25 protein-coding genes and 1 riboswitch are annotated in these 26,247 nt (G+C 72.0%); of the genes, 8 read left to right on the top strand and 17 right to left on the bottom strand.

The window, feature by feature from the left end; all coding sequences use genetic code 11:
* Positions 1–143: 143 nt before the first annotated feature.
* Genes FHS29_RS11490 through FHS29_RS11480 form a run of 3 tightly spaced genes read left to right on the top strand, consistent with a single transcriptional unit; the run spans position 144 to position 3,225 of the window.
* Positions 144–1,526: an alpha/beta fold hydrolase gene (locus FHS29_RS11490; RefSeq protein ID WP_184690560.1), complete on the top strand. Its 1,383-nt coding sequence runs from the start codon at positions 144–146 to the stop codon at positions 1,524–1,526.
* Positions 1,527–1,546: 20 nt separating this feature from the next.
* Positions 1,547–2,590, top strand: a complete 1,044-nt coding sequence (locus FHS29_RS11485; RefSeq protein ID WP_184690559.1) for a sensor histidine kinase — start codon at positions 1,547–1,549, stop codon at positions 2,588–2,590.
* Positions 2,587–3,225: a response regulator gene (locus FHS29_RS11480; RefSeq protein ID WP_184690558.1), complete on the top strand. Its 639-nt coding sequence runs from the start codon at positions 2,587–2,589 to the stop codon at positions 3,223–3,225. The genes FHS29_RS11485 and FHS29_RS11480 overlap by 4 nt, the downstream gene beginning before the upstream one ends.
* A gap of 5 nt (positions 3,226–3,230) precedes the next feature.
* Here FHS29_RS11480 and dnaE read toward each other — a convergent pair whose 3' ends face one another.
* A complete protein-coding gene (gene dnaE, locus FHS29_RS11475; RefSeq protein ID WP_221455756.1) occupies positions 3,231–6,767 on the bottom strand; it encodes a DNA polymerase III subunit alpha in 3,537 nt (1,178 codons plus the stop codon).
* 161 nt (positions 6,768–6,928) lie between these two features.
* Here dnaE and FHS29_RS11470 point away from each other — a divergent pair, with 161 nt between their 5' ends.
* Positions 6,929–7,840, top strand: a complete 912-nt coding sequence (locus tag FHS29_RS11470) for an Lrp/AsnC family transcriptional regulator (protein WP_184690556.1) — start codon at positions 6,929–6,931, stop codon at positions 7,838–7,840.
* A gap of 93 nt (positions 7,841–7,933) precedes the next feature.
* Here FHS29_RS11470 and FHS29_RS11465 read toward each other — a convergent pair whose 3' ends face one another.
* The 7 genes from FHS29_RS11465 to FHS29_RS11435 all read right to left on the bottom strand — a co-directional run bounded on the left by FHS29_RS11465 (position 7,934) and on the right by FHS29_RS11435 (position 14,432).
* Positions 7,934–8,416 (bottom strand): hypothetical protein, encoded by a 483-nt coding sequence (locus FHS29_RS11465; protein WP_184690555.1) that lies wholly within the window; start codon positions 8,414–8,416, stop codon positions 7,934–7,936.
* A gap of 143 nt (positions 8,417–8,559) precedes the next feature.
* Positions 8,560–9,489, bottom strand: a complete 930-nt coding sequence (locus tag FHS29_RS11460; protein WP_184690554.1) for an RluA family pseudouridine synthase — start codon at positions 9,487–9,489, stop codon at positions 8,560–8,562.
* Entirely contained in the window at positions 9,486–10,208 is a 723-nt protein-coding gene (gene lspA / locus FHS29_RS11455) for a signal peptidase II (RefSeq protein ID WP_376774409.1), read from the bottom strand. The genes FHS29_RS11460 and lspA overlap by 4 nt, the downstream gene beginning before the upstream one ends.
* 22 nt (positions 10,209–10,230) lie before the next feature.
* Positions 10,231–11,547, bottom strand: a complete 1,317-nt coding sequence (locus FHS29_RS11450; protein WP_184690552.1) for an aminotransferase class V-fold PLP-dependent enzyme — start codon at positions 11,545–11,547, stop codon at positions 10,231–10,233.
* Between the two features lie 40 nt (positions 11,548–11,587).
* Positions 11,588–11,702: riboswitch (SAM riboswitch) on the bottom strand.
* Positions 11,703–11,840: 138 nt separating this feature from the next.
* Positions 11,841–13,313 (bottom strand): potassium/proton antiporter, encoded by a 1,473-nt coding sequence (locus FHS29_RS11445; protein ID WP_376774408.1) that lies wholly within the window; start codon positions 13,311–13,313, stop codon positions 11,841–11,843.
* Positions 13,314–13,606: 293 nt separating this feature from the next.
* On the bottom strand, positions 13,607–13,888 hold the full coding sequence (locus tag FHS29_RS11440) for a DUF167 domain-containing protein (RefSeq protein ID WP_184690550.1): 282 nt from the start codon (positions 13,886–13,888) through the stop codon (positions 13,607–13,609).
* On the bottom strand, positions 13,881–14,432 hold the full coding sequence (locus tag FHS29_RS11435) for a TetR/AcrR family transcriptional regulator (RefSeq protein ID WP_184690549.1): 552 nt from the start codon (positions 14,430–14,432) through the stop codon (positions 13,881–13,883). Before FHS29_RS11435 ends, FHS29_RS11440 begins: the two co-directional genes overlap by 8 nt.
* A 55-nt stretch (positions 14,433–14,487) precedes the next feature.
* Here FHS29_RS11435 and FHS29_RS11430 point away from each other — a divergent pair, with 55 nt between their 5' ends.
* The 4 genes from FHS29_RS11430 (at position 14,488) to FHS29_RS37635 (ending at position 16,385) form a co-directional block, all read left to right on the top strand.
* Positions 14,488–14,931, top strand: coding sequence for an SRPBCC family protein (locus FHS29_RS11430; protein WP_184690548.1), 444 nt, complete (start codon positions 14,488–14,490; stop codon positions 14,929–14,931).
* Positions 14,932–15,001: 70 nt separating this feature from the next.
* Positions 15,002–15,550: an RNA polymerase sigma factor gene (locus FHS29_RS11425; RefSeq protein ID WP_184690547.1), complete on the top strand. Its 549-nt coding sequence runs from the start codon at positions 15,002–15,004 to the stop codon at positions 15,548–15,550.
* Positions 15,547–16,260, top strand: a complete 714-nt coding sequence (locus FHS29_RS11420; protein ID WP_184690546.1) for an RNA polymerase sigma factor — start codon at positions 15,547–15,549, stop codon at positions 16,258–16,260. The genes FHS29_RS11425 and FHS29_RS11420 overlap by 4 nt, the downstream gene beginning before the upstream one ends.
* 2 nt (positions 16,261–16,262) lie before the next feature.
* A complete protein-coding gene (locus tag FHS29_RS37635; protein WP_281391570.1) occupies positions 16,263–16,385 on the top strand; it encodes a hypothetical protein in 123 nt (40 codons plus the stop codon).
* Between the two features lie 134 nt (positions 16,386–16,519).
* On the opposite strand, the gene ileS is transcribed toward FHS29_RS37635, so the two are convergent.
* The 9 genes from ileS to FHS29_RS11375 all read right to left on the bottom strand — a co-directional run bounded on the left by ileS (position 16,520) and on the right by FHS29_RS11375 (position 26,058).
* Positions 16,520–19,657 carry an isoleucine--tRNA ligase gene (ileS, locus tag FHS29_RS11415; RefSeq protein ID WP_184690545.1) on the bottom strand — a complete coding sequence of 1,046 codons (3,138 nt, stop codon included), beginning with the start codon at positions 19,655–19,657 and terminating at the stop codon, positions 16,520–16,522.
* Between the two features lie 349 nt (positions 19,658–20,006).
* On the bottom strand, positions 20,007–20,513 hold the full coding sequence (locus FHS29_RS11410) for a hypothetical protein (protein WP_184690544.1): 507 nt from the start codon (positions 20,511–20,513) through the stop codon (positions 20,007–20,009).
* 22 nt (positions 20,514–20,535) lie between these two features.
* Entirely contained in the window at positions 20,536–21,348 is an 813-nt protein-coding gene (wag31, locus tag FHS29_RS11405; RefSeq protein ID WP_184690543.1) for a DivIVA-like cell division protein Wag31, read from the bottom strand.
* A 45-nt stretch (positions 21,349–21,393) separates the two neighbouring features.
* Positions 21,394–21,678 (bottom strand): YggT family protein, encoded by a 285-nt coding sequence (locus FHS29_RS11400; RefSeq protein WP_184690542.1) that lies wholly within the window; start codon positions 21,676–21,678, stop codon positions 21,394–21,396.
* 20 nt (positions 21,679–21,698) lie between these two features.
* Positions 21,699–22,319, bottom strand: a complete 621-nt coding sequence (locus FHS29_RS11395; protein ID WP_184690541.1) for a cell division protein SepF — start codon at positions 22,317–22,319, stop codon at positions 21,699–21,701.
* Positions 22,320–22,387: 68 nt separating this feature from the next.
* Complete coding sequence (locus tag FHS29_RS11390) at positions 22,388–23,086, bottom strand: YggS family pyridoxal phosphate-dependent enzyme (protein WP_184690540.1); 699 nt, start codon at positions 23,084–23,086, stop codon at positions 22,388–22,390.
* Positions 23,083–23,787, bottom strand: coding sequence for a peptidoglycan editing factor PgeF (gene pgeF / locus FHS29_RS11385; RefSeq protein ID WP_184690539.1), 705 nt, complete (start codon positions 23,785–23,787; stop codon positions 23,083–23,085). Before pgeF ends, FHS29_RS11390 begins: the two co-directional genes overlap by 4 nt.
* Positions 23,788–24,019: 232 nt before the next feature.
* Entirely contained in the window at positions 24,020–25,324 is a 1,305-nt protein-coding gene (ftsZ, locus tag FHS29_RS11380; protein ID WP_184690860.1) for a cell division protein FtsZ, read from the bottom strand.
* 209 nt (positions 25,325–25,533) lie between these two features.
* Positions 25,534–26,058: a DinB family protein gene (locus FHS29_RS11375; RefSeq protein ID WP_184690538.1), complete on the bottom strand. Its 525-nt coding sequence runs from the start codon at positions 26,056–26,058 to the stop codon at positions 25,534–25,536.
* Between the last annotated feature and the right edge of the window lie 189 nt (positions 26,059–26,247).

Here is a 26,247-nt window from a genome sequence, read left to right as displayed (position 1 = left end):
AAGTTAACCGTGTTTACTCAACGACCGGTGGATTGGCCGCGTGCCCGTTTCGGCCTAACGTCACTCGGATGGAGTAGTAAGACTGTCCGATATCTGTCGGAAGGCAGACGCACGGGGGTTTTGCGCCTGGTCCGATCGAGCACATGGTGATCAAACGGATGATGTGCGCGGTGAGCGTGCTCGGGCTGCTCACCGCCGGCTCCGGCTGGGCCACGGCCGCCCCGGACCGCGTCGGCTGGCGGACCTGCCACGACGACCTGTGGTGCGCCGACGTGGACGTGCCCGCCGACTGGTCGCGTCCGCGTGCGGAGCGGATCACGTTGGGGCTGCTGAAGATCCCCGCCCGCGGCGACCGGCTGGGCACCCTGGTGCTCAACCCCGGCGGGCCCGGCCCGGCGGTGCGGAACTTCGCCCTCCCGTCGTACCGGGAGCAGTTCGCGGAGCTGGCGGAACGGTTCGACGTCGTGGTGTTCGACCCGCGCGGCATCGGCGCGAGCAGCGGCGTGACGTGCCCGACGGTGAACCCCGTCGCCGTGACACCGCCGTTGACCGAGGACGCCCACGCCGCCTACGCCACGGCCAACGCGCGGTTCGCGGCGGACTGCGCGTCCGCCACGGGGCCGTTGCGGGTGAACGCCCGGCAGGTCGCCCACGACCTGGAGGCGATCCGGGAAGCGTTGGGAGAGCGGAAGCTCAACTACTTCGGCAACTCCTACGGCACGGTCTACGGGCAGGCCTACGCCGACCTGTTCGGCCGCCACGTGGGCCGGATGTACCTGGACAGCGTGCTCGACCACACGCGGCGGGACCTCGCGGACTGGGCGCGGCCGGGTGCGGTCACCGCCGAGCGCAACCTGCACCGGCTCGCCGAGTGGTGCGCTTCGGACCCGGGCTGTGCGCTGCACGGCCAGGACCTGGTGGCGGTGTGGGACCGGGTGCTCGCCAGCGCGCCGATCCCCGCTCCCGGCACGGCCGGTGTGGACGCGACGCAGATCCTGGCGTGGGCCGCCGGGAGGATCGGCAACGACCGGAGCCGGGCGTTGCTCGCGGCCGGTCTCGCCCAGGCCGACCAGGGCGACGCGACCGCGATGATCCGCCGACCGGGACTGCCCGATACCAGTCTCGCCCGCACGTCGCTCTGCTCGGACTTCGTCTTCCGCGACGACTACCGGAGTCTCGAACGGGTCGAGACCGAACTGCGCGACACCGTCGCGCCACGGCTGGGCTGGGCGACGCAGGCGTGGAACGTGTCCGGGCACTGCTCGGGCCTGCCCCGCGTCGGGCTCTTCCCGCCACAGCCGATCCGGGCCCACGGCCTGCCGCCGGTGCTGATCGCCAACGGTGACAACGATCCGCTGACGCCCGCCGATCACGGCCGACACGTCGCCGCGCAACTGCCCGGCGCGCGATACCTTGCCACAGAGGGAAACCACGCGCTGTACCTGCGCGGGAACCGTTGCGTGCGCGACCACGTGCACCACTACCTCTGGACGGGCGAACTGCCGCCACCGGGCGCGCGCTGCTGAACCGCGTGTACAACGGTGCCATGGACCGCCGCCGGGACGCGTTGTCCGCCGTCCTGGCGGCGGCCGTGGTGCTGGGTCTGGGACTGTTGGAGAACCCGTCCGATGTGGCCGCCCGAGCCGCCGCTTCCCTCGGCGTCGCCGCGCCGCTGGCCGTGCGCCGCAGACTTCCGCTCACCGCGGCGGTCCTGTCGGCGGCGGCCACGATCGTCGGGGCGGTCGCGCTCCCGGACTGGCCCGGCAGTCTCGTCGCGGTGGCCGCGTTCGGCTCGGCCGCCTACCACCGCCATCCCCTGCCGGTCCTGCTGCTCTCCGTGGGCTGGCAGGTGGTCCTCAAGCTGTTGGCGGTGAAACCGGACGGTGCGGCGACGTTCGCCGACCTGATCCTGCTCGGCATCGCCCCGGTGGCCGTCGGCTACGCCCTGCGGCTGCACCGGGAACGGGCCGAGCAGGCCGAATCCCTGTACCGCGAGGAAACCCGCCGCGTGGTGGCCGAGGAACACGCCCGGATCGCCCGCGAGGTGCACGACGCGGTGGGCCACCACCTCACCGCGATCCGCATGCAGGCCAACGCGGTGCGCCACGTGGTGCACGCCCTCCCCCCGGCCGCCGAGCAGGCGCTCGGGTCCATCGCGGACTCGTCCGCCGCAGCGCTCGCCGAGGTCCGCGGCGTGCTGGACGTGTTGCGGCACAACGGCGCCACCCTCGCCGACCTGCCCGCCCTGATCGACCGCAGCCCCGGACCGGTCACCCTGACCCGGACCGGGTCGACCGACCCGTTGCCCGCACTGGTCGACCACACCGGCTACCGCCTGGCGCAGGAAGCCCTGACCAACGCGCTGAAGCACGCCGCCGCCACCCGGATCGACGTGGCCGTCCACCAGGACCGCCACAGCGTCACCATCACCGTGGCGGACGACGGGAAGACCCCGTACACCGAAACCGAGGGCGCGGGCCTGCGCGGCATGAGGGAACGGACCCGGCTGCTCGGCGGCACGCTCCGGGTCACGGCGGCCCGACCGCACGGCCGGCTGGTCGAAGCCCGACTTCCGCTGGGAGCGCCGTGATCCGCACCCTGATCGCCGACGACCAGCCCCCGGTGCGGTGGGCGCTGCGCCTGGTGCTGGACGCCGAACCGGACATCGAGGTGGTGGACGAGGCGGGCGACGGCGCCGAAGCCGTCGACAAAGCCCGGTGGCGGGGCGTGGACGTGGTGGTGCTCGACCTCCGGATGCCCCGCCTGGACGGGATAGCGGCCATCCGCCGGCTCACCGAGTCGGTCAACCCGCCGCCCGCCGTCGTCGCGCTGACCACGTTCGACCTGGACGAGTACCTGTTCGGCGCGCTCCGGGCGGGCGCGGTGGGCTTCGTGCTCAAGGACAGCGACCCGGCACTGCTGGTGGACGCGGTCCGGGCGGCGGCGAAGGGCCAAGGCCTCATCGACCCGCAGGTCACCCGCCGCACGATCCGGGAGTTCGCCGCACCGGCCCCACGACCCGCGCCCGACCTGGACCGGCTCACCCCGCGCGAGCGCGAGGTGCTCCTCCTGGTGGCACAAGGCCTGAGCAACGCCGAGATCGCCCGCGCGCTGACCGTCGGCGAAGGCACCGTCAAGACCCACGTGGCGCGGGTGCTGGCCAAACTCGGCCTGCGCACCCGCGTCCACATGGTCATCTACGCCTACGAGAACGGCCTGCGGTAAGGGGGTCAGCCCAGGCAGCCCGGACCCAGCAGCGCCTTCAGGTCACCCATCAGCGACGGCGTCGGGCTGACCCGCAGCGCGTCGTCCAGCTTCAGCAACGTGTTGCGGCCCGCGTTGATGACCAGGTTCAGGTGCACCTCGGTCGTCCCCGGGTGCGCCCGCAGCACCTCCTTCAACGACGTCACCAGCTTCGGGTCGCAGCGCGACGCCGCCACCTTCAGCTTCAGCGCCTGCGCGCCCAGCTCCGACAGGTCCGGCACCACCAGGTCGTTGGCGATCAGCGAGATCCGGTCCTCCCGCTTGGCCACCCGCGCCTTCACCAGCACGATGGCGTCCTCGGCGACCGACATGCCGTGGATCACGTAGCTCTTCGGGAAGAACAGCACCTCGATGCCACCGGCCAGGTCCTCCAGCTGCGCCGACGCCCACGGCTCGCCGTTCTTGTTCACCCGCCGCGTCACCGACGCGAGGATGCCGCCCAGCGTCACCTGCGTGCCGTCCGGCACGTCGCCTTCCAGGATGCGCGCGATGGAGGTGTCCGAATAGGACTCCAGCACGTGCTCCACGCCGTTGAGCGGGTGACCGGACACGTAGAGGCCGAGCATCTCCCGCTCCAGCGTCAGCTGGTGCTTGGGCTCCCAGTACTCGTCCGGGATCTTCACGTCGAAGACGCTGCCCACCCCGTCGTCGCCGCCGCCGTCGCCGAACAGGTCGAACTGGCCGCGCGCCTCCTCCTTCTTGGTCAGCATGATCGCGTCCACCGCTTCGACGTGCACCATGTGCAGGCCCTTGCGCGGGTGGCCCAGCGAGTCGAACGCGCCCGCCTTGATCAGCGATTCCACGACCTTCTTGTTGCAGACCGTGGCGTCGACCTTCTTCAGGAAGTCGGAGAAGTCGGCGAACTTGCCCTTCTCCTTGCGCGCCTTGATGACCGCCTCGACCACGTTCGCGCCGACGTTGCGGATCGCGCCCAGGCCGAACCGGATGTCGTCGCCGACCGCGACGAACTCGCGCTCCGACTCGTTGACGTCCGGCGGCAGCACGGTGATGCCCATCCGGCGGCACTCCGCCAGGTAGATCGCCGACTTGTCCTTGTTGTCGGAGTTCGTGGTGAGCAGCGCGGCCATGTACTCGCCGGGGTAGTTCGCCTTGAGGTACGCGGTCCAGTACGCGATCAGGCCGTACGCGGCGGAGTGCGCCTTGTTGAACGCGTAGTCGGCGAACGGGACCAGGATGTCCCACAGGGTCTTGATGGCCTCCGGCGAGAAGCCCTGTGCCAGCATGCCCTTCTCGAAGCCCTCGAACTCCTTGTCGAGGATCTCCTTCTTCTTCTTGCCCATCGCCCGGCGCAGCAGGTCCGCCTGGGCCAGCGAGTAGCCCGCCACCTTCCGCGCGATCGCCATGACCTGCTCCTGGTACACGATCAGGCCGTAGGTCGTGTCCAGGATCTCCGCCAAGGGCTCTTCCAGCTCCTTGTGGATCGGCACGATCTCCTGCTGCTTGTTCTTGCGCAGCGCGTAGTTGGTGTGCGAGTTCGCGCCCATCGGGCCGGGTCGGTACAGGGCGATGACGGCCGAGACGTCCTCGAAGTTGTCCGGCCGCATCAGCCGCAGCAGGTCCCGCAGCGCGCCACCGTCGAGCTGGAACACGCCCAGCGTGTCGCCGCGGCCGAGCAGCTCGTAGGTCTTCTTGTCCTCCAGCGGGACCGTCGTGATGTCGACCGCGCCCTTGCCGTTGAGCTCGATGTTCTTCAGCGCGTCGTCGATCGTGGTGAGGTTGCTCAGGCCCAGGAAGTCCATCTTCAGCAGGCCGAGCGTCTCGCACGTCGGGTAGTCGAACTGGGTGATGATGGAGCCGTCCTGCGGCCGCTTCCACACCGGGATGTGGTCCATCAGCGGTTCCGCGGACATGATCACCGCGCAGGCGTGCACGCCCGCGTTGCGGATCAGGCCCTCCAGGCCCCGGCCGGTGTCGATGATCTCCTTGACCTGCGGGTCCGTCTCGTACAGGGCGCGCACCTCGGCGGCCTCCGAGTACCGCTTGTGCTTCGCGTCGAACACGCCCGACAGCGGGATGTCCTTGCCCATCACCGGCGGCGGCATCGCCTTGGAGATCCGGTCGGCCACCGCGTAGCCGGGCTGCCCGTACAGCACCCGCGCGGAGTCCTTGATGGCCGCCTTCGCCTTGATGGTGCCGAACGTGATCACCTGGGCGACCTTGTCCGAGCCCCACTTCTCGGTCACGTACCGGATCACGTCGCCGCGCCGGCGCTCGTCGAAGTCGATGTCGATGTCGGGCGGGCTGACCCGGTCCGGGTTCAGGAACCGCTCGAAGATCAGGCCGTGCGCCAGCGGGTCCAGGTCGGTGATGCCCATCGCGTAGGCGATCAGCGCGCCCGCGGCGGAACCGCGGCCGGGGCCGACCCGGATGCCGTTCTCCTTGGCCCAGTTGATGAAGTCCGCCACCACCAGGAAGTACGACGGGAAGCCCATCTGCAGGATGACGTCGATCTCGAACTCGACCTGCTTGCGGTGGACCTCGTCCACGCCCTCCGGGAAGCGCCGGCGCATACCCGCCCACACCTCCTCGCGGAAGTAGTCGGCCTCGGTCAGGCCCTCCGGCGTCGGGTAGCGCGGCATCAGGTTCTGGAACGCGAACATGCCGGTGGTGTCGACCTTCTCCGCCACCAGCAGCGTGTTGCGGCACCCCTCCTGCCAGGCGTCGGACGAGTCGATCGCCCGCATCTCCTCCGGCGACTTCAGGTAGTAGCCCGAGCCGTCGAACTTGAACCGGCTCGGGTCCTGCAACGTCTTGCCGGTCTGCACGCACAGCAGCGCGTCGTGCGCGTCCCGGTCCTCGGCGTAGGTGTAGTGCGAGTCGTTGGTCACCACGAACGGGATGCCCAGCTTCCTGCCGATCTCCAGCAGCCCGCCCCGGACCCGGCTCTCGATCTCGATGCCGTGGTCCATCAGCTCGACGAAGAAGTTGTCGGCGCCGTAGATGTCGCGCCACTTCGCGGCGGCCTCCAGCGCCTCCTTCTCGTGCCCGAGCCGCAACCGGGTCTGCACCTCGCCGGACGGGCAGCCGGTGGTCGCCATCAGCCCGGAGGCGTGCTCGGCGACCAGCTCCGCGTCCATCCGCGCCCACTTGCCCAGCTGGCCCTCGGTGGACGCGCGGCTGGCGAGCTTCATCAGGTTGTGCAGGCCCTCGTTGGTGCGGGCCCAGATCGTCTGGTGGGTGTACGCGCCGCTGGCGGACACGTCGTCGGACTTCTGGCCGGGGTCGCCCCACAGCACGCGCTTCTTGTTGAACCGCGACTCGGGTGCCATGTACGCCTCGATGCCCACCACCGGCTTGATGCCGGCCGCGGTCGCCTGCCGGTAGAAGTCGTAGGCGCCGTACATGTTGCCGTGGTCGGTGATCGCGGCGGCGGTCATGCCGAGGCGCTCGCACTCGGCGAACATGTCCTTCAGCTTCGCCGCGCCGTCGAGCATCGAGTACTCGGTGTGCACGTGGAGGTGCACAAACGAGTCCGCCACCATGCCTCCTCGAAGATCGAAAATGCCCGGTGGGAAGGCACGGGCAAGAGACTCCCGACCCTATAACCTCCCGCCCGGCGGGGTGAACCCGACACGGCGCTTCCGCGGCACCGCACGGCGGGGCGATGACGCGAAGATCGCCCCAGGCGGGTAGCGTTCAGGGGGTGGTAGCGCCGGATCCCGTCGACGCCCGTCTTCTGGCCATGCTCGCCGAGATGGGCCGGGCCGCCGTGCACGAGATCGCCGCGAGACTGGGCATGGACCCGCGCGAGGCCGCCACCCGGCTGATCACCCTGTCCGGCAGCGGACTGCCGCTGCTGGTGGGCGTCGAGTGCGACCCGAACGGCATCCGCAAGGCGCTGGCCAACAGCGTGGCCTGGGGCAGCTACACCGGACCCCAGGGCCAGACCCGCGGCACGCCCGTCGGCCCCTACCAGCCCGCCCCCGGCAGCGTCCGCGGCACACCGTCCGGCGCGTACCGGCAAGGCCCGCCCAGCGGCCCGTTCCCGGCCCAGCAACCCCCGTCCGGCCCCGGCCCGGCGCAGTCCGGCCCCGCGCAGTCCGGCCCGGTGCCGGCGCCCGAACCGATGAGCACCTGGGGCCCGCCGCAGTCCTCCGGCTGGGCGCGCGGCGACCAGGCCCCGGCGCCGAAGTCCCGCACCGGCAAGATCGGCTCCACGCTGGAGACCGAAGGCCTGGAAGGCGCCCGCTTCACCATCCAGCTGGTGGAAGTGGTCGACCCGGCGGACTTCCTGTTCACCGCCGCCGGCTACAAGCTGGCCGCCGGCGAGCGCGCGGTGGTCGTGCACACCGAGCTGGCCAACATCGGCACCGTGACGTTCAACGCACTGCCCGACATGTACCTGGTGCTGATGACGAGCACCGGCGAGACCATCACCAAGGCCCCGGTGTCGCTGTCCTCCCGGCCACCGCACAAGATCGGCGTGCAGCCCGGCGAGACGGCGGGCGGGCACACCGTCTACGTGCTGCCCGAGAACACCTCCGTGACCTCCGTCCGGTGGAGTTCCCGCCCGGAGACCGACCTCAACACCCTGGTCTGGACCGTCGACGACTAGACCGGCCACCGGCGCGCACCCACGGCACACAGGATGCGCGGCAGGACGGGTTCACGACGGGGACCGGCGAACCAGGCACTCGGATGAGGCAGGTCACCCGTTCCGCTTGAACAGCTTCCCGAGGAATGAGCGCTTCACCGCCGGGTCGGGCGCGGGTTCGGGCTGCCGCGCCACGGGGCGGGGCGGCGGTGGGGGCGCTTCGGGCAGCTCGCCACCGATCACGGCCGGCGCGACGCTCCAGCCGTCCGGATCGGCCGCGGCGGGCGAGAACCGGTCGTCGTGGGCGGTCTCGTCCGCGTGCGCCCGGCCGTCCGGACGAACCCGCTGCTCCGGACCTCCGTACCCGGCAGCCGGTTCGGGGCGGACCCGCGGATCGGGGTCCGCCGGGCGGGCCCGCGGCGGCCCGGCCTGTCCGGTCTGATTCCGCCGGGCCCGGTGCTGCGCCTCGGCCGCGTTCCACGCGTCGACCACCCCGGGCCGCTGCCCGTGCGGCGCGGCATGACGTCCCCCGACCGGGTCGATGCGCGGAATGCCCTGCGGCGGCGTGCGATCCGGATCGTCGAAGTGCGTTGACACCACACGTACCTCCCCATACGAGCGGGCCGATGTCATGAACGTTACGCGAACGCGACCTGCCGGTGGGAGACGACGCGGGGAGGGAGGGTTCCACCATTGACGGTCGGACCGGTGATCACAGCCGGACGACCACCGCCGGCCGGTCAGCCCTCGGCGCGCAGCAGCTCCAGCGCCGCCGCCAGGTCCTGCGGGTACTCGCTGGTGAACTCCACCCACCGACCGTCCGCCGGGTGGTGGAAACCCAGCGTCCGCGCGTGCAGCCACTGCCGCGCCACGCCCAACCGCTTGGCCAGCACCGGGTCCGCGCCGTAGGTCAGGTCGCCGACGCACGGGTGCCGCAGCGCCGAGAAGTGCACCCGGATCTGGTGCGTGCGACCGGTCTCCAGGTGCACGTCCAGCAGCGAGGCCGCCCGGAACGCCTCCACCACCTCGTAGTGGGTGATGCTCGGCTTCCCGTTGGCCATCACGGCGAACTTGTAGTCGTGCTTGGGGTGCCGGTCGATCGGCGCGTCGATGGTGCCCTTGATCGGGTCCGGGTGCCCCTGCACCAGCGCGTGGTACAGCTTGTCGACGGTCCGGTCCTTGAACGCCTGCTTCAGCACCGAGTACGCGTGCTCGCTCTTGGCCACGACCATCACGCCGGTGGTGCCGACGTCCAGCCGGTGCACGACGCCCTGCCGTTCGGCCGCGCCCGACGTGGCGATCCGCACGCCCGCCGCCGCCAGCCCGCCGACCACCGTCGGGCCGGTCCAGCCGGGGCTGGGGTGCACGGCCACGCCGACCGGCTTGTCCACCACGATGATGTCGTCGTCCTCGTGCAGCACCTCCAGCCCCGCCACGGCGATGGCCTGCACCTGCACCGGCCGTTCCGGCTCGGGCAGGGTCACCTCCAGCCACGCCCCGGCGACCAGCCGGTCGGACTTGCCGGCGGGGTGCCCGTCCAGCACCACGCCGCCGGACTCGGTGAGCGCCGCCACCACCGTGCGGGACAGGCCGAGGAGCTTCGCCAGCCCGGCGTCCACCCGCATCCCGTCCAGGCCGTCGGGTACCGGCAACGTCCGGTAGTCGCTCATGCGCTCTCCCCCGCGGACTTCCGCCCGGTCTCGTGGGCGGACTTCTTCTCCACCCGCGTGCCGTCGTAGTCGCGCTGGAGGATCGCCATCAGCACGATCACCGCGCCACCGACGCAGATGCCGGAGTCGGCGACGTTGAACACCGGGAAGAACGTGCCGTAGGGCTCGACCACCGAGATGAAGTCCACGACGTGGCCCCGCAGCGGACCGGGGCCCCGGAACACCCGGTCCACCAGGTTGCCCAGCGCGCCGCCCAGCACCAGCCCCAGGCCGATGGCCCAGCCGACCGAGCGGAGCTTGCGGGCGATCCACAGGATGAACCCGACCACGCCGAACGCGATCAGGGCGAGGATCACCGTCCAGCCCTCGGCCATGCCGAACGCGGCACCCGAGTTGCGCAGGAACGACAGGTAGACCAGGCCGCCGAGCAGCTCGACCGGCTCCTGGCCCTCCAGGGTCCGCACCGCGACGACCTTGGTGACGATGTCGAGCGCCAGCACCACCGGGGCGATCGCCGCCAGCAGCGCCACCCGCCGCTTGGGCGCCGGCTGCGCCGCGTCGGCCGGGACGTCCGCCGACGCCCCCGCCGGGACGTCCGCCGGGAGGTCCGCCGAAGCCCCCTCCGGGCTGCCCGCCGAAACGGCCGCCGAAGCCCCCGCCGGGACGTCCGGCTCGACGTCCGACTCGCGGTTCGGCCCGGTGTTGGATCCAGTGCTCACCGGGCCATTGTCCAGCATCGCGTCAGCGCAGGAACGGCGGGAGCGCCCGCTGGTCGTTCTCCGGCACCCAGCGGCCGTCGACGATCTCGTAGTCGCACCGCGAACCCTCGGTCACCAGCGACCGCAGCGCCGCCACGAACCGGTCCACGTGCTCCACCGTGGAGCCCAGGCCCAGCGACGCCCGCAGCGCCCGGTCGCCGTCGGCGAGCCGGTGCACGGCCACGTGCGCGCAGAACGCCCCGTCCCGCACCCCGATGCCGTGCTCGGCGGACAGCGCCGCCGCGAGGAACCCGACGTCCTGGCCACCGACCACGAAGCTCACCACGCCCACCCGGTCGTGCCCGCTGCCGAACAGCGACAGCTCGTGCACACCGGGAACGGTCGCGAGCCCGGCCCGCAGCCGGGACAGCAGTTCGCGCTCGTGCGCGACGGTCTGCTCCCAGTGACGTCCCAGCACGTCGCACGCCACCGCGAGGGCGTGCACGCCCACCACGTTCGGCGACCCGGCCTCGTGCCGCTCGGGCACCGCCGACCACGCCACCCCCAGCCGGTCGCCGTGGTCGGTGACCCGCGCGGTCGCGCCGCCGCCGACCAGGTACGGCTCGGCGGCCTGCAACCAGTCCGACCGGCCCACCAGCACGCCCGTGCCGAACGGGGCGTAGACCTTGTGCCCGGACAGCACCGCGTAGTCCACGTCCAGCGCCCGCAGGTCCACCGGGCGGTGCGGGGCCAGTTGCGCCGCGTCCAGCGCGACCCGCGCCCCGTGCCGGCGGGCCACCGCCGCCAGCTCCGCCACCGGCCACACCTCGCCGGTCACGTTCGACGCGCCGGTGACCACGACCAGGCGCGGGCCCTCCGGCGTGGCGCGCAGCGCGCGGTCCAGCTCCAGCACCGCCTCGGCGGGCGTGCCGGGGGTGCGCAGCCGCCGCACGTGCGGTCCGCGCCACGGCAGCAGCGCGGCGTGGTGCTCGGTGTCGAACAGCACCACGGACGTGTGCCGGGGCAGGCTGCGGGCCAGCAGGTTCAGCGAGTCGGTGGTGTTGCGGGTGAACACCACGGTGTCGGTCGACCGGGCGCCGAGGAACCGGCGCACCGAGTCGCGGGCCTGCTCGTAGACGCGGGTGGACACCTGCGAGGCGAAACCCGCGCCCCGGTGCACGCTCGCGTACCAGGGCAGCAGCTCGTCCACGGCGTCCCGGACCTGCTCCAGGCAGGGCGCGCTGGCGGCGTGGTCCAGGTTCGCGTACTCGACGCGCTCCCCGGTGACCAGCGGCACGCGCAGCGCGGCGCCGACGACGCGGGGCAGGGCGGCGATGGATCCGGGAACTGCGACGGTCACGTCAACCTCCGACGGGTCCGGCGGACTCCGTGGCAGAGGAGGCCCGCGCTTGCCCGACGCCCTACGCGCCAGGCCAGGTCCTCATCGGGGGCACCCCACCGCGGTAGGAGGGTTGCCGGCCAGCTAGCCCGAGCTTCGCGCTGGCACTCATGACCTCGTCACCGAAGTTAGCCGACACCCACCGGTCCGGTCGAGTGGCGTTCACATCCTGGGAGCCCGGTGATCACCGGGCGGCGTTCCGCCTGGTGAACGCCGCGCCCGTCGGGTCACGTCGACGCCCGGGAGCCCGGTGGTCACGGCAGCCCGGCGTCGCCCTTCCAGCGGGCGAACCGCCCGGCCCGGTCCACCGCCCGGATGCGGTGCTCGGTCGCGGTCCGCGCGGTGTCCGTGCAGACGACCAGCATCTGGTCGTGCTCCTGCAACCGGGTCGTCGGCTGCGGCGTGAACCCCTGGTCCGCGCGCACCACCAGGCTCACCGAAGCCCCCGGCGGCAGCCGCAGCTCGGACAGGTAGACGCCGTGCAGCTTGGAACCGCGCTGGATGCGCACCTGCAACAGCTCGGCGCCCAGCTCGTCCAACACCGACGAGTCGACCTCGACCTCCTGGGCCTCCCCGGACCGCACGAGCTTCAGCCACCGCGCCAGCCACGGCAACGAGGTGCCCTGCACCACGGTCAGCACGATGACCAGCACGAACACCGCGTCCACCAGCTGCCGTGCGCCGGGCACCTGCTGGATCAACGGGATCAGCGCGAACACGATCGGCACCGCGCCCCGCAGCCCCGACCACGAGATGAACACCTGCTCGCGCCACGGCACCTTGAACGGCAGCGCCGCGACCGCCACCGACAACGGCCGGGCCAGCAGCACCAGCACCGCGCCCGCCACCAGGGCGGGCACCAGCGCCTCCAGCAGCCGACCGGGCGAGGCGTACAGGCCCAGCAGCACGAACAGCCCGATCTGGGCGAGCCACCCCAGGCCCTCGGCGAACGACAGCGTGTCCGCCCGGTGCGGCAGCCGGGCGTTGCCCAGCACCAGCGCGGCGGTGTAGACGGCGAGGAAGCCGGACGCGTGCGCCAGGTCACCGGCCGTGTAGGCCAGCAGGCACACCGCGACCGTCGCCAACGGGTACAGGCCGGTCGACGGCAGCGCGGCCCGCCGCAGCGCGAACCCGCCGAGCCACCCCAGCGCGATCCCGACCGCGGCACCCGCGACCAGTTCGTAGGCCATCAGCAGCGGCGCGGTCCACGTGATCGGATCGGGTGAGGCCAGCAGCACGACCGCGATGTACACCGGGGCGTCGTTGATGCCGGACTCCAGCTCCAGCGGTCCGATCAGCCGCTTGCCCACGCCGACCCCGCGCAGCACGCTGAACACCGCCGCCGCGTCCGTGGACGACAGCACCGCGCCCCACAGCAGCGCGGTGCGCCAGTCCAGGCCCAGCAGGTGGTGCAGCGCCAGGCCGGTCACCCCGATGCTCACCGCCACGGACACTGTGGACAGTGCGATGCCCAGCCCCAGCGAGGGTTTCACCGCCGACCACCGGGTGGTCAGGCCGCCCTCGGTGAGGATCAGCACGAGCGCCGCCGTGCCCAGCGAGCGGGTGAGGTCGGCGTCCTCGAACTGGATGCCCAGCACGGCCTCGCCCAGCAGCACGCCGATGCCCAGGTACAGCAGGAGCGAGGGCAGACCCAACCGGGTCGACAACCGCACCGCGATGACCGAAAGCAGCAGAACCGCGGCGCCGATGCCGAGGACGGCAGTCACACCACCCACTCGACCTCCCGTTGTTCACCCGGTGGTGGTCATTCTCCCCTGGCGACACCGATTTGGACTAATCCGGCACTCACCACGGTGTCACGGCGCCCACCGGCGCCACCGCGTCACGGCAGCGCGGCGTCACCGGCAGCGCGGCATCACCGGTCGATCGCGGCTACCGCCGACCGTGCGGGGCCGGGGGTCGACGACGACGGCACCGGCTCGACGTGCCGCGTGAACCCACTGTCCACAGAGGACTATCCGACCGCGACGCCGACGCGGGCGCCCACGCCGTCCGGGCGCTAGCCGCCCAGCAACCGCTCCAACCGCTCCCGCGCATCCGCCGGGGCGGGATCGACCTGCACGACCTTGTCCCGGCCACGTTCGCCGTGCACCACCCGCACGTCCTGCTTGCGCACCCCGAACGCCGCGGCCAACGCCTTGCGCACCGCCTCGTTCGCCTTGCCCTCCACGGCGGGCGCGGCCACCGCGACGACCAACGCCGTGCCGTTCCACCGGCCGCCCACGGCTTCCCGCCGCGCACCTGGCTTGACCCGGACGTCGAGGCGGAACGGCTCAGGCACGGGTCATCACGGCGGCCAGCGTGTCCTCCAGCAGGGCGCGGCGGGCGATGACCACGTGCGGAGTGGTGGACAGCAGCTGCGCCTGTCCCAAGTAGACGGAGTAGGCGAGGACGGCCCGGTGTTGCGCGGTCTCGGCCGGGAAACCCATCGCGCGGAACAGCTCCTCCAGGTAGCCGATGCGGCGGTCGGTCACCCGGCGCAGCACCGGGGCGACCGCCGGGTCGTCCTTGGCGGCGAGCATGGCCAGTTCGACGGCGCTGTCCCGGACGTCCTCCAGCACCACCCCGAACAGCAGTCGCAGCCTGCCCTCCGGGGTGGGCTCGGCCTCCACCCGGTCGATCACGGCCTCGGTGTGCTCGCGCTCCCAGCGTTCGAGGGTGGCCTTGAGCAGGGCCTCGCGGTTGGGGAAGTGCCAGTACGCGCTGCCCTTGGTCGCCCCGAGCCGGACCGCGAGCGGCTCCACCGCCACCGCCGCCACCCCGCCCTCGGCCAGCGCGCGCAGCGCCACCCCGGTCCAGTCGTCTTTGGTGCGGCGCTTCTTCACGACTCCGTACGCTACCGTATGGTCGGGTTCCATACGGGACCGTATGGAGGTTGTCGTGATCAGGAACGTGCACGAGCGGCAGGTGCCCGGCGACGGGTGGGTGGACCGCGTGGTCGAGCTGTGGCCGTCCGACAGGTGGCCGCCCCTGGTGCTGGACCGGCCGCTGGGCGTCGGCGCGGACGGCGGCCACGGGTTCGTCCGCTACCGGTGCACCGCCCACGAGCCGGGCCGGCGGGTGGAGTTCGCCTTCGCGCCGAGCCTGGGCGTGGTCGGCACGCACGTGCTGGAGGTGGTGCCGGGCGGGGTGCGGCACGTGCTGACAGGTCACCCGAACGGGTGGATGCGGCTGTGGTGGCCGCTCGCCGTGCGGTGGCTGCACGACGCGCTGATCGAGGACCTGTTCGACAACATCGCCGTCGCCGCAGCTCAGCGCGTCCGTCCGGCGCGCTGGTCGGCGTGGGTGCGGCTGCTGCGGGCGGTCGCGCGCCGGGTTGCCTGAAACCACCGGCATCCACAACCCCGCGCGGCGACCGTCTTCCGGTTGGCGGACGTGAGCAGAGGGAGGGTTCGTGACACCGGGAGACTCCGATGACCACGCGGCCGCCTTCAGCGACTTCTACCACCGGGAGCGCACCCGGCTGTTCCGGTTCGCCGCCGTGATGTCCCCGCACCTGGACCACGAGTCCGCGGTGCAGGAGGCGTTCGTCAGCGCCTGGCGCCACTGGCCGTCGATCAGCCCGCCCGCCCGCCGGGCGTGGCTGGTCAAGACCATCCGCAACCTGCTGGTCGACCAGTCCCGGCGGCTGGAACGGCCCAGCGAGGTGACCGACGAGGTCATCGCGCGGTCCCGGATCCTGGTGCCGCGCCACCGGGAGGCCGAGGCGTGGCACGAGCTGACCAGCACCCTCGCCGCCATCGCCCGGCTGCCCGACCAGCTGCGCACCGCGCTCGTGCTGCGGTTCTGGGACTTCGACGACGACGAGACAGCCGACGTGCTGGGATGCAGGCGCGAGTCCGTGCGCCGGTACGTCTCGGACGCGCGGGCCAGGATCAGCGAGGTGGTCGGCAACCCCGAGCGCCGGGTGCGGGGTTCACGACGCGGGAAGGGGACACCATGACCGACGACGACCCGGACCGGCCGACCGCGGACCCGGTGGGCCTGGAGCCGCGGCTGGACGAGCTGCGCGCCGAGCTGACCGAGGCCATCCCGGACGACCCCGACGCGGACGACCTGGGCGTGGCGGCGATCATCGCGCAGGGCTCCCCGACCCCGACCACCCCGGAACGGCACGCCGCCCTGCTCACCGCCGCCCGCGACGGCGACGGTTCCGCACTGGACACCCTGGTCGCCGAGCTGACCCCGCTGGTCTGGCACGTGGCCCGGGGCAACGGCCTGGACCAGGCCCTGGCCGAGGACGTGGTGCAGACCGTGTGGCTGAGCCTGCTCCGGCACCTGGACCGGATCGCCGAACCCCGCGCCCTGGCGGGCTGGCTCATCGTCACCACCAGGCGGGAGGCCCAACGGGCGTGGCGCGAGGCCAACGGCCGGGCGGCCCTGTCGTCCGACTCCGCCGTCGACGTCCCGGACACCCGCTGGCTGCCCGAGACCGAGGCCCTGCGCGACGACCGCGACCGCCGGCTGTGGCGCGCGTTCGCCGCCCTGCCCCGCCGCTGCCAGGAACTGCTCCGGCTGACCGTGCTGGCCGGCCGGGCCGAGTACCGGGCCGTGGCCGAGGCCCTCGCCATGCCGCGCGGCAGCATCGGCCCGACCAGGGGACGCTGCCTGAACACCCTCCGCGCCCGACTGGAACGCGAGGGAGGTGCCTGACGATGCCCGACGACCTCGCCCTGTGGCTGGACGACCTGGTCGACGCCCTCGACCCGCCACCGACCCACCTGGTGGACACCGTCCACGCCCTGCTGCTGATCGCCCGCGCGATCCGGGTGGCGTGACTGCCGCGTGGTGGCTGCCGCGTGGTGATCGCCGCATGGCGAACGCCGCATGGGGAACGCCGCTTAGGGACGGGCGCGGGACGACGGACGGCCGGGAGCCATCGCCCCCGGCCGTCCGTGCCCGACTCGCCGTCCTAGACCCGCCGCACGGCGACCCGCACCTTGACCCCGTCGCCGACGACCCCGGCCGAGCCCTCGTCGACGGTCCCGTAGGACACCTCGGTGCTCAGCGTCTCCGCGGCGACGAACTCCTCGAACCGCCGCACCGCCTCGGTGACCTCGCCCTCGGGCAGCTGCAAGGTCAGCGAGATCCGGTCCGACACGTCCAGCCCGGCGTCCTTGCGGGCCTGCTGCACCACCCGCACCAGGTCACGGGCGATGCCCTCGGCCGCCAGCTCCGGCGTCACGACGGTGTCCAGCACCACCAGCCCGCTGTTCTGCGGCAGCGCGGCGGTGGCGCCCTGGTCGGTGGCGACCAGCCGCTGCTCGTACTCCTCCGGGAACAGCTCGATGCCCGCCGCGACCACCTTCCCGTCCTCCTCGGACCAGTCGCCCGCCTTGACGGCCTTGATCACCTTCTGCACGTCCGGCCCCAGCCGCGGCCCGGCCACCCGCGCGTTGACCGCCAGCTGGAAGTGCCCGTGGGCGTCCACGTCGGTGGTCAGCTCGACCTCCTTGACGTTCACCTCGTCCCGCAGGATCTCGGTGAACCCCGCCAGCTGCGCCACGTCGCCCGCCGCGATGACCAGCCTGGCCAGCGGCAGCCGCACCCGCAGCTTGTTGCCCTTGCGCAGGGACAACGCGGTCGACGCCACCTGGCGCACCGCGTCCATCGCGGCCACCAGCGCGTCGTCCGCGGGCAGGTCCCCGACCGCCGGGTAGTCGGCCAGGTGCACCGAGCGCCCGCCGGTCAGGCCGCGCCACACGACCTCGGTGGTCAGCGGCAGCAGCGGGGCGGCCACCCGGCTCACCACCTCCAGCACGGTGTGCAGGGTGTCCACCGCGTCCTGCTCGCCCGCCCAGAACCGGTCGCGGGAGCGGCGGACGTACCAGTTCGTCAGCACCTCCAGGAACTCCCGGATGGCCGCGCACGCGCCCGAGATGTCGTAGGTGTCGAGCTGGCCGGTCACCTCCGCCACCAGGTCGTGCGTCTTCGCCAGCACGTACCGGTCGAGCACGTGCGGCGAGTCCGTCCGCCACTTGCCCTCCACGCCCTCGGCGTTCGAGTACAGGGCGAGGAAGTACCACGAGTTCCACAGCGGCAGCACGGCCTGGCGGACCGCGTCGCGGATCCCGCGCTCGGTGACGACCAGGTCGCCGCCGCGCAGGATCGGGGACGCCATGAGGAACCACCGCATGGCGTCCGAGCCGTCGCGGTCGAAGACCTCGTTGACGTCCGGGTAGTTCTTGCGCGACTTGGACATCTTCTGGCCGTCGTCGCCGAGCACGATCCCGTGCGCCACGCAGTTCTTGAACGCCGGGCGGTCGAACAGCGCGGTCGCCAGCACGTGCATCGTGTAGAACCAGCCGCGGGTCTGGCCGTTGTACTCCACGATGAAGTCGCCGGGGTAGTGGTTGTCGAACCAGTCGGGCCCCGGCTGCGGCTGCCCCGTGTTGGAAGTGTGGAAGGGGTAGTGCACCTGGGCGAACGACATGGCGCCCGACTCGAACCAGCAGTCCAGCACCTCGGGCACCCGGCGCATGGTCGACGCACCCGTCGGGTCGTCCGGGTTCGGCCTGGTCAACTGGTCGATGTAGGGCCGGTGCAGGTCGGTCGGGCGCACGCCGAAGTCGCGCTCCAACTCGTCCAGCGAGCCGTACACGTCCACCCGCGGGTACTCCGGGTCGTCCGACACCCACACCGGGATCGGCGAGCCCCAGAACCGGTTGCGCGAGATGTTCCAGTCCCGCGCGTTCTCCAGCCACTTGCCGAACTGGCCGTCCCGGATGTGCCCGGGCACCCAGTTGATCTGCCGGTTCAGCTCGACCATCCGGTCCTTGAACCGCGACACGGCGACGAACCAGGACGACACCGCCCGCTGGATCAACGGGTTGTCGCACCGCCAGCAGTGCGGGTACGGGTGGTCGTAGGTCTCGTGGCGCAGCAGCAGGCCGGCGTCCCGCAGGTCGCGGATGATCGCCTTGTTCGCGTCGAAGACGTGCTGCCCCTCGTACGGCGGCACCTCGGCGGTGAACCGCCCGTGCGGGTCGACCGGCACGACGACCTCGATGCCCGCCGCGTCGGTGACGACCTTGTCCTCCTCACCGAACGCGGGGGCGATGTGCACGATGCCCGTGCCGTCCTCGGTGGTGACGTAGTCGGCGGCCAGCACCTGGTGCGCGTTCTCGCGCCCCACGAAGAAGTCGAACGGCGGCGCGTACCGCCGGCCCACCAGGTCGGCACCCTTGTAGCGCGCCACGACCGGCGGTTCCTCGCCCAGCTCACGGGCGTACGCGGGCACGCGGGCCTCGGCGAGCAGGTAGCGCTCGCCGTTCGCCTCCACGGTCACGTAGTCCACGTCCGGGTGCACGGCGGCGGCCAGGTTGGACGGCAGCGTCCACGGGGTCGTCGTCCACACCAGGGCGAGTTCGCCGGAGTCCAGCCGCAGCCCGACCGTCACCGCCGGGTCCTGCCGGTCCCGGTAGGTGTCGTCCATCTTGGTCTCGGTGTTGGACAGCGGCGTCTCGCACCGCCAGCAGTACCAGAGCACCCGGAAGCCCTCGTAGACCAAGCCCTTGTCCCACAGGGTCTTGAAGGCCCACATGACGCTTTCCATGTAGTCCGGGTCGAGCGTCTTGTAGTCGTTGTCGAAGTCCACCCAGCGCGCCTGCCGCGTCACGTAGTCGCGCCACTGGTCGGTGTAGCGCAGCACGGAGGTGCGGCACACCTCGTTGAACTTCTCGATGCCGAACGCCTCGATCTCGGACTTCGACGAGAACCCGAGCTGCTTCTCCGCCTCGACCTCGGCGGGCAGGCCGTGCGTGTCCCAGCCGAACCGGCGCTCGACGTGCTTCCCGCGCATCGTCTGGTAGCGCGGGACGACGTCCTTGACGTAGCCGGTCAGCAGGTGGCCGTAGTGCGGCAGGCCGTTGGCGAAGGGGGGGCCGTCGTAGAAGACGAACTCGTTGGCGCCCTGGTCCCCCGCCGGCCGGGCGTCGATCGACGCCTGGAACGTCCGGTCGGACTTCCAGAAGTCGAGAACGTCCTGTTCGAGGGCGGGAAAGGACGGCTGGGAGGGCACCGGGCCCTCGCCTGCCTTCGGGTAGGCCATCGTGCTGCTCCTCGCGTGCTGCGTCCATCCGGCTCACGGGGACGACACGCCCGTTCCGGCGCACCGCGGTACCACCCCGCTTGCCGACGCGCAGTCGCGACGGCCTCTCGTTGACGGCTGTGACGGGCCGCACCCGTCCGGTTCTACTGAGGCTGACGCCCGTTCTTCCGGAGGCTCCCCGGTGATGGCCGGATCGACGCCTGTCACCTCAAGCGTAACCGGTCCGCGCAAACCGGTTACGCGGGGCGCGGTCCGAGGTCGGCCGGGAGCGGCCGAGGTGCCGGTGCGCCGCCACCATCGGGCCGAGGCACGTCCTCGGCGTTCTCCGAGATCGGCGCCCGCTCCCGGATCAGCGCCCGGCGGCCCGCTTGCCGGCCGCCAACGTGGAGTCCGGACGGCACACCGCGCACGGCGTGAAGCCCAGTTGGCGCGCCTCGGCGATCGGCAGGCCCAGCGACGCCCGGCCGTCCAGCCACGAGCACGCCGCCAGGTGGTAGCGCGGCCGCTCGTCCAGGACCCGGATCTCGTCGCTCAGCTCGGCGACGATCAGCAGGTCGGCGGCGTCCGTGTCCTCCTCCGCGGGCTCGCCGGCCCGGTCGGGTGAGGTGGACGTGTCGTCCTCCGGGGCGGGTCGACCCCCGGGCTCGGCCCGCTGGTCGATCCGCTCCGCGGTGGTGCCGGCAGCCGCCGGGGTCGGCCCCGTCCGGCGGCGGTGCCACCAGTCCAGGACCAGGACCACGGCGGCGGCCGCGCTCGCGCCCACGGAGAGCCACGCCCAGTGGGTCTGGGTCGTGGTCAGCGCGGGCACCAGCAGCCCCAGGGCTGCCAGCACCAACAGCAGAACGATGTAGAGCACGTGCGCAGACTAGATCAACCGGTCAGCCCGCCTCGGCGCGCGCTCCGAACGAGTAGCCCTGCTGGCGGCCGTCGGACGGTGCGGCCGGGCCGCGGTCCTGGAGGTCGCGCAACGAGGACTCCAGCATGGTCTTGAGCCGGGTCCGGTACTCGCGCTCGAACGTCTGCAGCTTGTCGATCTGCTTCTCGAGCGTGTTCTTCTCCTGGGTGATGTTGCCCATCACCTCGGCGTGCTTGCGCTGCGCGTCGCGGTCGAGCGCACCGGCCTTCTCACGGGCCTGCCGCTCCAACGTCTCGGCACGGGTCCGCGCGTCGTTCAGCATGGTCTCGGCACGCGTCCGCGCCTCGTTGACCATGGTGTCGGCCTTGGCGCGCGCCTCGGAGAGCAACTGCTCGGACTTGGTCCGAGCCTCCGACAACATGCCGTCGGCCTCGGCCTTGGCCTCGCCGGTGAGCCGGTCGGCCATCTCCTGCGCCAACCCCAGCACCTTCGCGGCCTGCACGTGGTGGTCTCCACCACCTCCGGGCGAGGTCTGCTCCAGCGCCGAGGGGGGTGGCACCGGGGCGAGCCGGCGCGGCTCGTCGACGACACGGCTGGGACCGACGCCTGCGGCGACCTTGGCCCGGGCGTCCTCGAGGTCGGCTCGCGCGGTCTCGACCTGCTGGTCGAGCTGTTCGACCTGCTGGCGCAGGTCGTTGTTCTCCTCGATCAGGCGGGCGAGCTCGCCCTCAACCAGGTCGAGGAACGCGTCCACCTCGTCCTCGTTGTAGCCCCGCTTGCCAATCGGCGGCTTGCTGAACGCGACGTTGTGCACGTCCGCGGGGGTCAACGGCATCAGATCACCTCACGCACTCCTGGGCTGTGGACATCCCTGGTCCCCTCACCTGGGATCGGCTACTCGCATCAGAATGATAACGACCAGCAACAGCACAATAATGGACAAGTCCAGACCGATGCCCCCGATCCGCACCGTCGGGATGAGCCGGCGGAGCAGCCGGACCGGGGGGTCGGTCACGGTGTAGACGGTCTCCAGGGCCACCGCGACGCCGCCTGCGGGGCGCCACTCCCTGGCAAAAGACCTGACCAGCTCGACCACGACACGGGCCGTGAGCAGCAGCCAGAACGCGAACAGCACGTAGTAGACGACGAGCGCGAGTGCGAACACACCCCCAACTGTGCCATCACTCACCCGTGGTTGAGGAACCCGCCCTCCGCGAGTCGCCTGCGGTCCTCCGCCGTCACGTCGATGTTCGGGGGTGAGAGGAGGAACACCTTATTGGTGACCTTGTCGATCGAGCCGCGCAGCGCGAACGCCAGCCCGGCCGCGAAGTCCACCAGCCGCTTGGCGTCCGCGTCGTCCATGTCGGTGAGGTTCATGATCACCGGGGTGCCGTCGCGGTAGTGCTCGCCGATGGTCCGCGCCTCGTTGTAGCTGCGCGGGTTGAGCGTGGTGATGCGGCCCAGCTGGTTGCGGGCGGGCTCGGGGGCCGGGCGGACCCGGCTGACCGGCTCCCGCGTAGGCTCCACGGCCAGCGCGCCGTGCGTCGGCTCGGCGTTCCACGACCGCCTCGGCGTGCGGATGCGCGCGTCGGGCTCGAAGTCCTCCGCGTCGTCCGGCTCGCCGCGGTAGCGGGCGACCGGGCGACGGCCGTTGCGCTGCTCGGGGTAGGTGTCGTAGTCGTCGGACTCGGCGTACTCGGCCCGGTAGTCGTAGCGACCCGGCCGGTCGCTCTCGTAGTCGGGGTCGTCGGCGTACTCGGCGGGAACCATCCCGAAGTAGGCCTTCAGCTTGTGAAACCCGCTCATGGTCGAGCCCTTCCTCCGCCGATCCCTACCCGCAAGGACGTCGCGGCCGTCCCGGAGGTTCCAGACAGTTACGGCGAGGCTAGTCTCCGGCTGCCCAGCAACGCTGTTCCGACACGCACGCACGTCGATCCGTACGAGATGGCATCTTCCAGGTCACCGGACATCCCCGCCGAGGTCACGTTGGCAGCGGGATGATCGTCACGCAAGCGGGTTACCGCACCTTGTAGAGCGTCAAACGCCTGCGCTGGAGACATTCCGAGGGGTGCGACAGTCATCACACCGCGCAGCACAAGTTCACCCTTGCGGGCGACGTATTCGGCCAGTCGCGGCAGCTCCGGCAGCGGGCAGCCGCCCCGTTTCGGGTCGCCGTCGATGCTCACCTGGAGCAACACGTCCAGCGGCCGGGTCGCCGCCTTGGCCAGCGCGTCGGCCAGCCGCTCGGAGTCCACCGTGTCGACCTGGTCGGCCCACCCGACGACGGACTTCGCCTTGTTCCGCTGGAGGCTGCCGACCATGTGCCAGCGGACCGCGGCGTCCGGCCGCAGCCGGGCGAACTCGGCGGTCTTCGCGCCCGCCTCCTGGTCCCGGTTCTCCGCGAACTCGGTGAGCCCCAGGTCGCTGAGCAGCGCCACGTCCTGCGCCGGGAACGTCTTGGTGACCGCGAGCAGCGTCACCTCGGCGGGGTCGCGCCCGGCCGCCGCACAGGCCCGCTCGATGCGCAGGCGGACCTCGGCCAGGTTCGCCGCCAGCTCCTCGCGCCGGTTCACCGGTCGATCCAGATCACGCCGGCGATCCGGCCCGTGCCGGGGTCGCGCCGGTGGCTGAACAGGTCGCGCTCCTCCACCGTGCACCGGGGGTCGACGCCGATCCGGCCCACGCCGGCGTCCGCCAGCTGCTGCCACAGCCCGGCCCGCAGGTCCAGCGACGGCTTGCCCGCGCGCGTCTTGCCCGCGCTGCCGGGCAGGTGCTCCGCCACGTCGGCCCGCATCGCCGCCGGCACCTCGTAGCACTGCCCGCAGACCGCCGGTCCGAGCAGCACCTCGATCCGGGCCGGTTCGGCTCCCTGCGCCCGCATGGCTTCCAGGGCGGCGGGCACCACGCCGACGCGCGCCCCGACCCGGCCGGCGTGGACGGCGGCGATCACGCCCGCCTCGGGGTCGCCGAGCAGCACCGGCACGCAGTCCGCGGTGAGCACCACGAGCGCGAGCCGCTCGGCCTTGGTGACCACCGCGTCGGTGGCCTCCAGCGGGGCGTCCCGCGGACCGTCGACGACCTGGACGGTGCGGCCGTGCACCTGCTCCATCCACACCAGGCGGTCCTCGGCCAGCCCGATGCCCTCGGCCAGCCGCCGCCGGTTCGCGGCGACCGCGCCGGGGTCGTCGCCGACGTGGTCACCGAGGTTGAACGACTCGTAGGGAGGTTTCGACACCCCGCCCTGGCGGGTGGTCACGACACGACGGATGCGCACCGGCACAGCCTGCCATGCACGCGGGACGTGCCCAGCGGGACGTGCCCAGCGGGACGTGCCCAGCGGGACGTGCCCAGCGGGACGGGCCCAGCGGGACGGGCCCAGCGGGACGGGCCCAGCGGGACGGGCCCAGCGGGACGGGCCCAGCGGGACGGGCCCAGCGGGACGGGCACGGAAAAGGGGAGACCCGCCGGGCTTCCGGCGGGTCTCCCCCACAGCGTCCGCGCGAGGTTCAGCGCCGCATGAACGGCGGCACGTCCACCTCGTCGTCGGGGTCGTCGGTGACCGGCACGGCGCGCGTGGGCAGCGTGCCGCTCTGGGACAGCGGCCGGGACATGACCGGCTGGGGCTGCGGCGCGGGCGCCGGCGCCTGGTAGGTGGGCTGCGGCTGCGGCGGGGCGCCGTTGGCCTGCGTCGGCTGCTGCGGCACGGCCGGGCGGTGCGGCACGACCGGCGGCGGAGCCTGCTCCACCGGGACCTGCTGCACCGGCGCCGGCTGCTGGTTGACCACGCCGGACTGGCCGGGTGCCACCGTCCCGGCGCGGGGTGCGCCGGACAGCGCCTGCGGTTCGAGCTTCTTGTGGGTGGGCCCCCCGCTGTCGAACCCGGCCGCGATCACGGTGACCCGGACCTCGTCGCCGAGCGAGTCGTCGATCACCGTGCCGAAGATGATGTTCGCGTCCGGGTGGGCGGCCTCCTGCACCAGCGAGGCCGACTCGTTGATCTCGAACAGGCCGAGGTCCGAGCCGCCCGCGATGGACAGCAGCACGCCGTGCGCGCCCTCCATGGACGCCTCCAGCAGCGGCGAGTTGATCGCCTTCTGCGCGGCCTGGACCGCTCTGCCCTCGCCGCGCGCCGAGCCGATGCCCATCAGCGCCGAGCCCGCGCCGGACATCACCGACTTCACGTCGGCGAAGTCCAGGTTGATCAGACCGGGCGTGGTGATCAGGTCGGTGATGCCCTGGACACCGGACAGCAGCACCTCGTCCGCCGAGCGGAACGCGTCCATCAGGCTCACGCCGATGTCGCCGAGCTGGAGCAGCCGGTCGTTGGGGATCACGATCAGCGTGTCGCACTCGTTGCGGAGCGCCTGTATTCCTTCTTCGGCCTGCTTGGCGCGGCGCTTGCCCTCGAACGAGAACGGCCGGGTCACGACGCCGATGGTGAGCGCGCCGAGCTTGCGGGCGATGGACGCGACGACCGGCGCTCCGCCGGTGCCCGTGCCGCCGCCCTCGCCCGCCGTCACGAACACCATGTCGGCGCCCTTGAGGACTTCCTCGATCTCTTCGCGGTGGTCCTCGGCGGCCCTGTGGCCCACCTCGGGGTTCGCGCCCGCGCCGAGGCCGCGGGTCAGTTCACGGCCGATGTCGAGCTTCACGTCGGCGTCGGACATCAGCAGAGCCTGTGCGTCGGTGTTCACCGCGATGAACTCGACGCCCTTGAGCCCGACCTCGATCATCCGGTTCACGGCGTTCACACCGCCGCCGCCGATGCCGACGACCTTTATCACCGCGAGGTAGTTGTGCGGGGGCGTCATCGGATCCGCCTTCCTGATCGTGTCCGTGCTCATGTGCTGGAGTGGATGACCACCGGTGTCACACCCGGACGGAACTCCACCCGGATTGAAACTCTCAACCAGAGGTCGAGAGTTATGTCAACCCCGTATGTTCCCGCTGGACGTTATGCACCGGGAATGCCTCGGTCCAGCAGCCACGCCGTGTTGTGTCCCGACCGGGTGAGCGAGGTCTACTCGCCGGTCACCCCGTCGAGCAGCTCGCGCACCGCGTCCAGGTGCCCCGCGTGCCGACCCGTTTCCTCGATCATGTGGATCAGCACCCAGCGCACGGAGAGCTTCTTGTCCCCGCGGAACACCACCTCGTGGTCGAGGTCGAGCCCCGCGACGACTTCCCGACTCGCCGCGCACTGCTCAGCGTAGTCGGCCACCAATCGGGAGATCGTCTCCCCCGGCTCGATCCGCCAGTCGCCGTCCGGATCCCGCCGCGAGTAGGGGGCTTCGTCCGGGTGTCCGCCCAGCGCGACGCGGAACCAGTAGTTCTCCACCCACCGCAGGTGTTTCACCACACCGGCAGCGGTGGTGAGCGGCGACGGGAGCACCGCGCGGCGGGCATCCTGTTCGGACAGTCCGGCCACCTTGAGCTCGACGGTGCCGCGCAGGTAGTCCAGGAAACCACCCAGCAGGGTGCGCTCGTCGCCGGTGTAGGGCACGTCCGCCCGGTCCTCGGGCTCGGTCACGATCTTCGCCTTCGTCATGGCGCGCAGTATCGCCGCCGGTCACGGCCCGGCCGTAGCGAGTTTCACGCGGGCCTTGCCGGGCTCCGATCTCCGCCGGGCCTCCGACGCCCGCCGGGGCCCTCACTCCCCGGTGGCGTGGCGAGCATCACCCGGCGGTCGTGCGCGTCCCTGCGCCGAACCCGTGCCGACCTTCTTCTCCGAAACGTC

Origin of the sequence: Saccharothrix tamanrassetensis, from assembly GCF_014203665.1 — a bacterium.
Taxonomy (GTDB): domain Bacteria; phylum Actinomycetota; class Actinomycetes; order Mycobacteriales; family Pseudonocardiaceae; genus Actinosynnema; species Actinosynnema tamanrassetense.
This window is presented reverse-complemented; position numbering and strand designations above follow the sequence as displayed.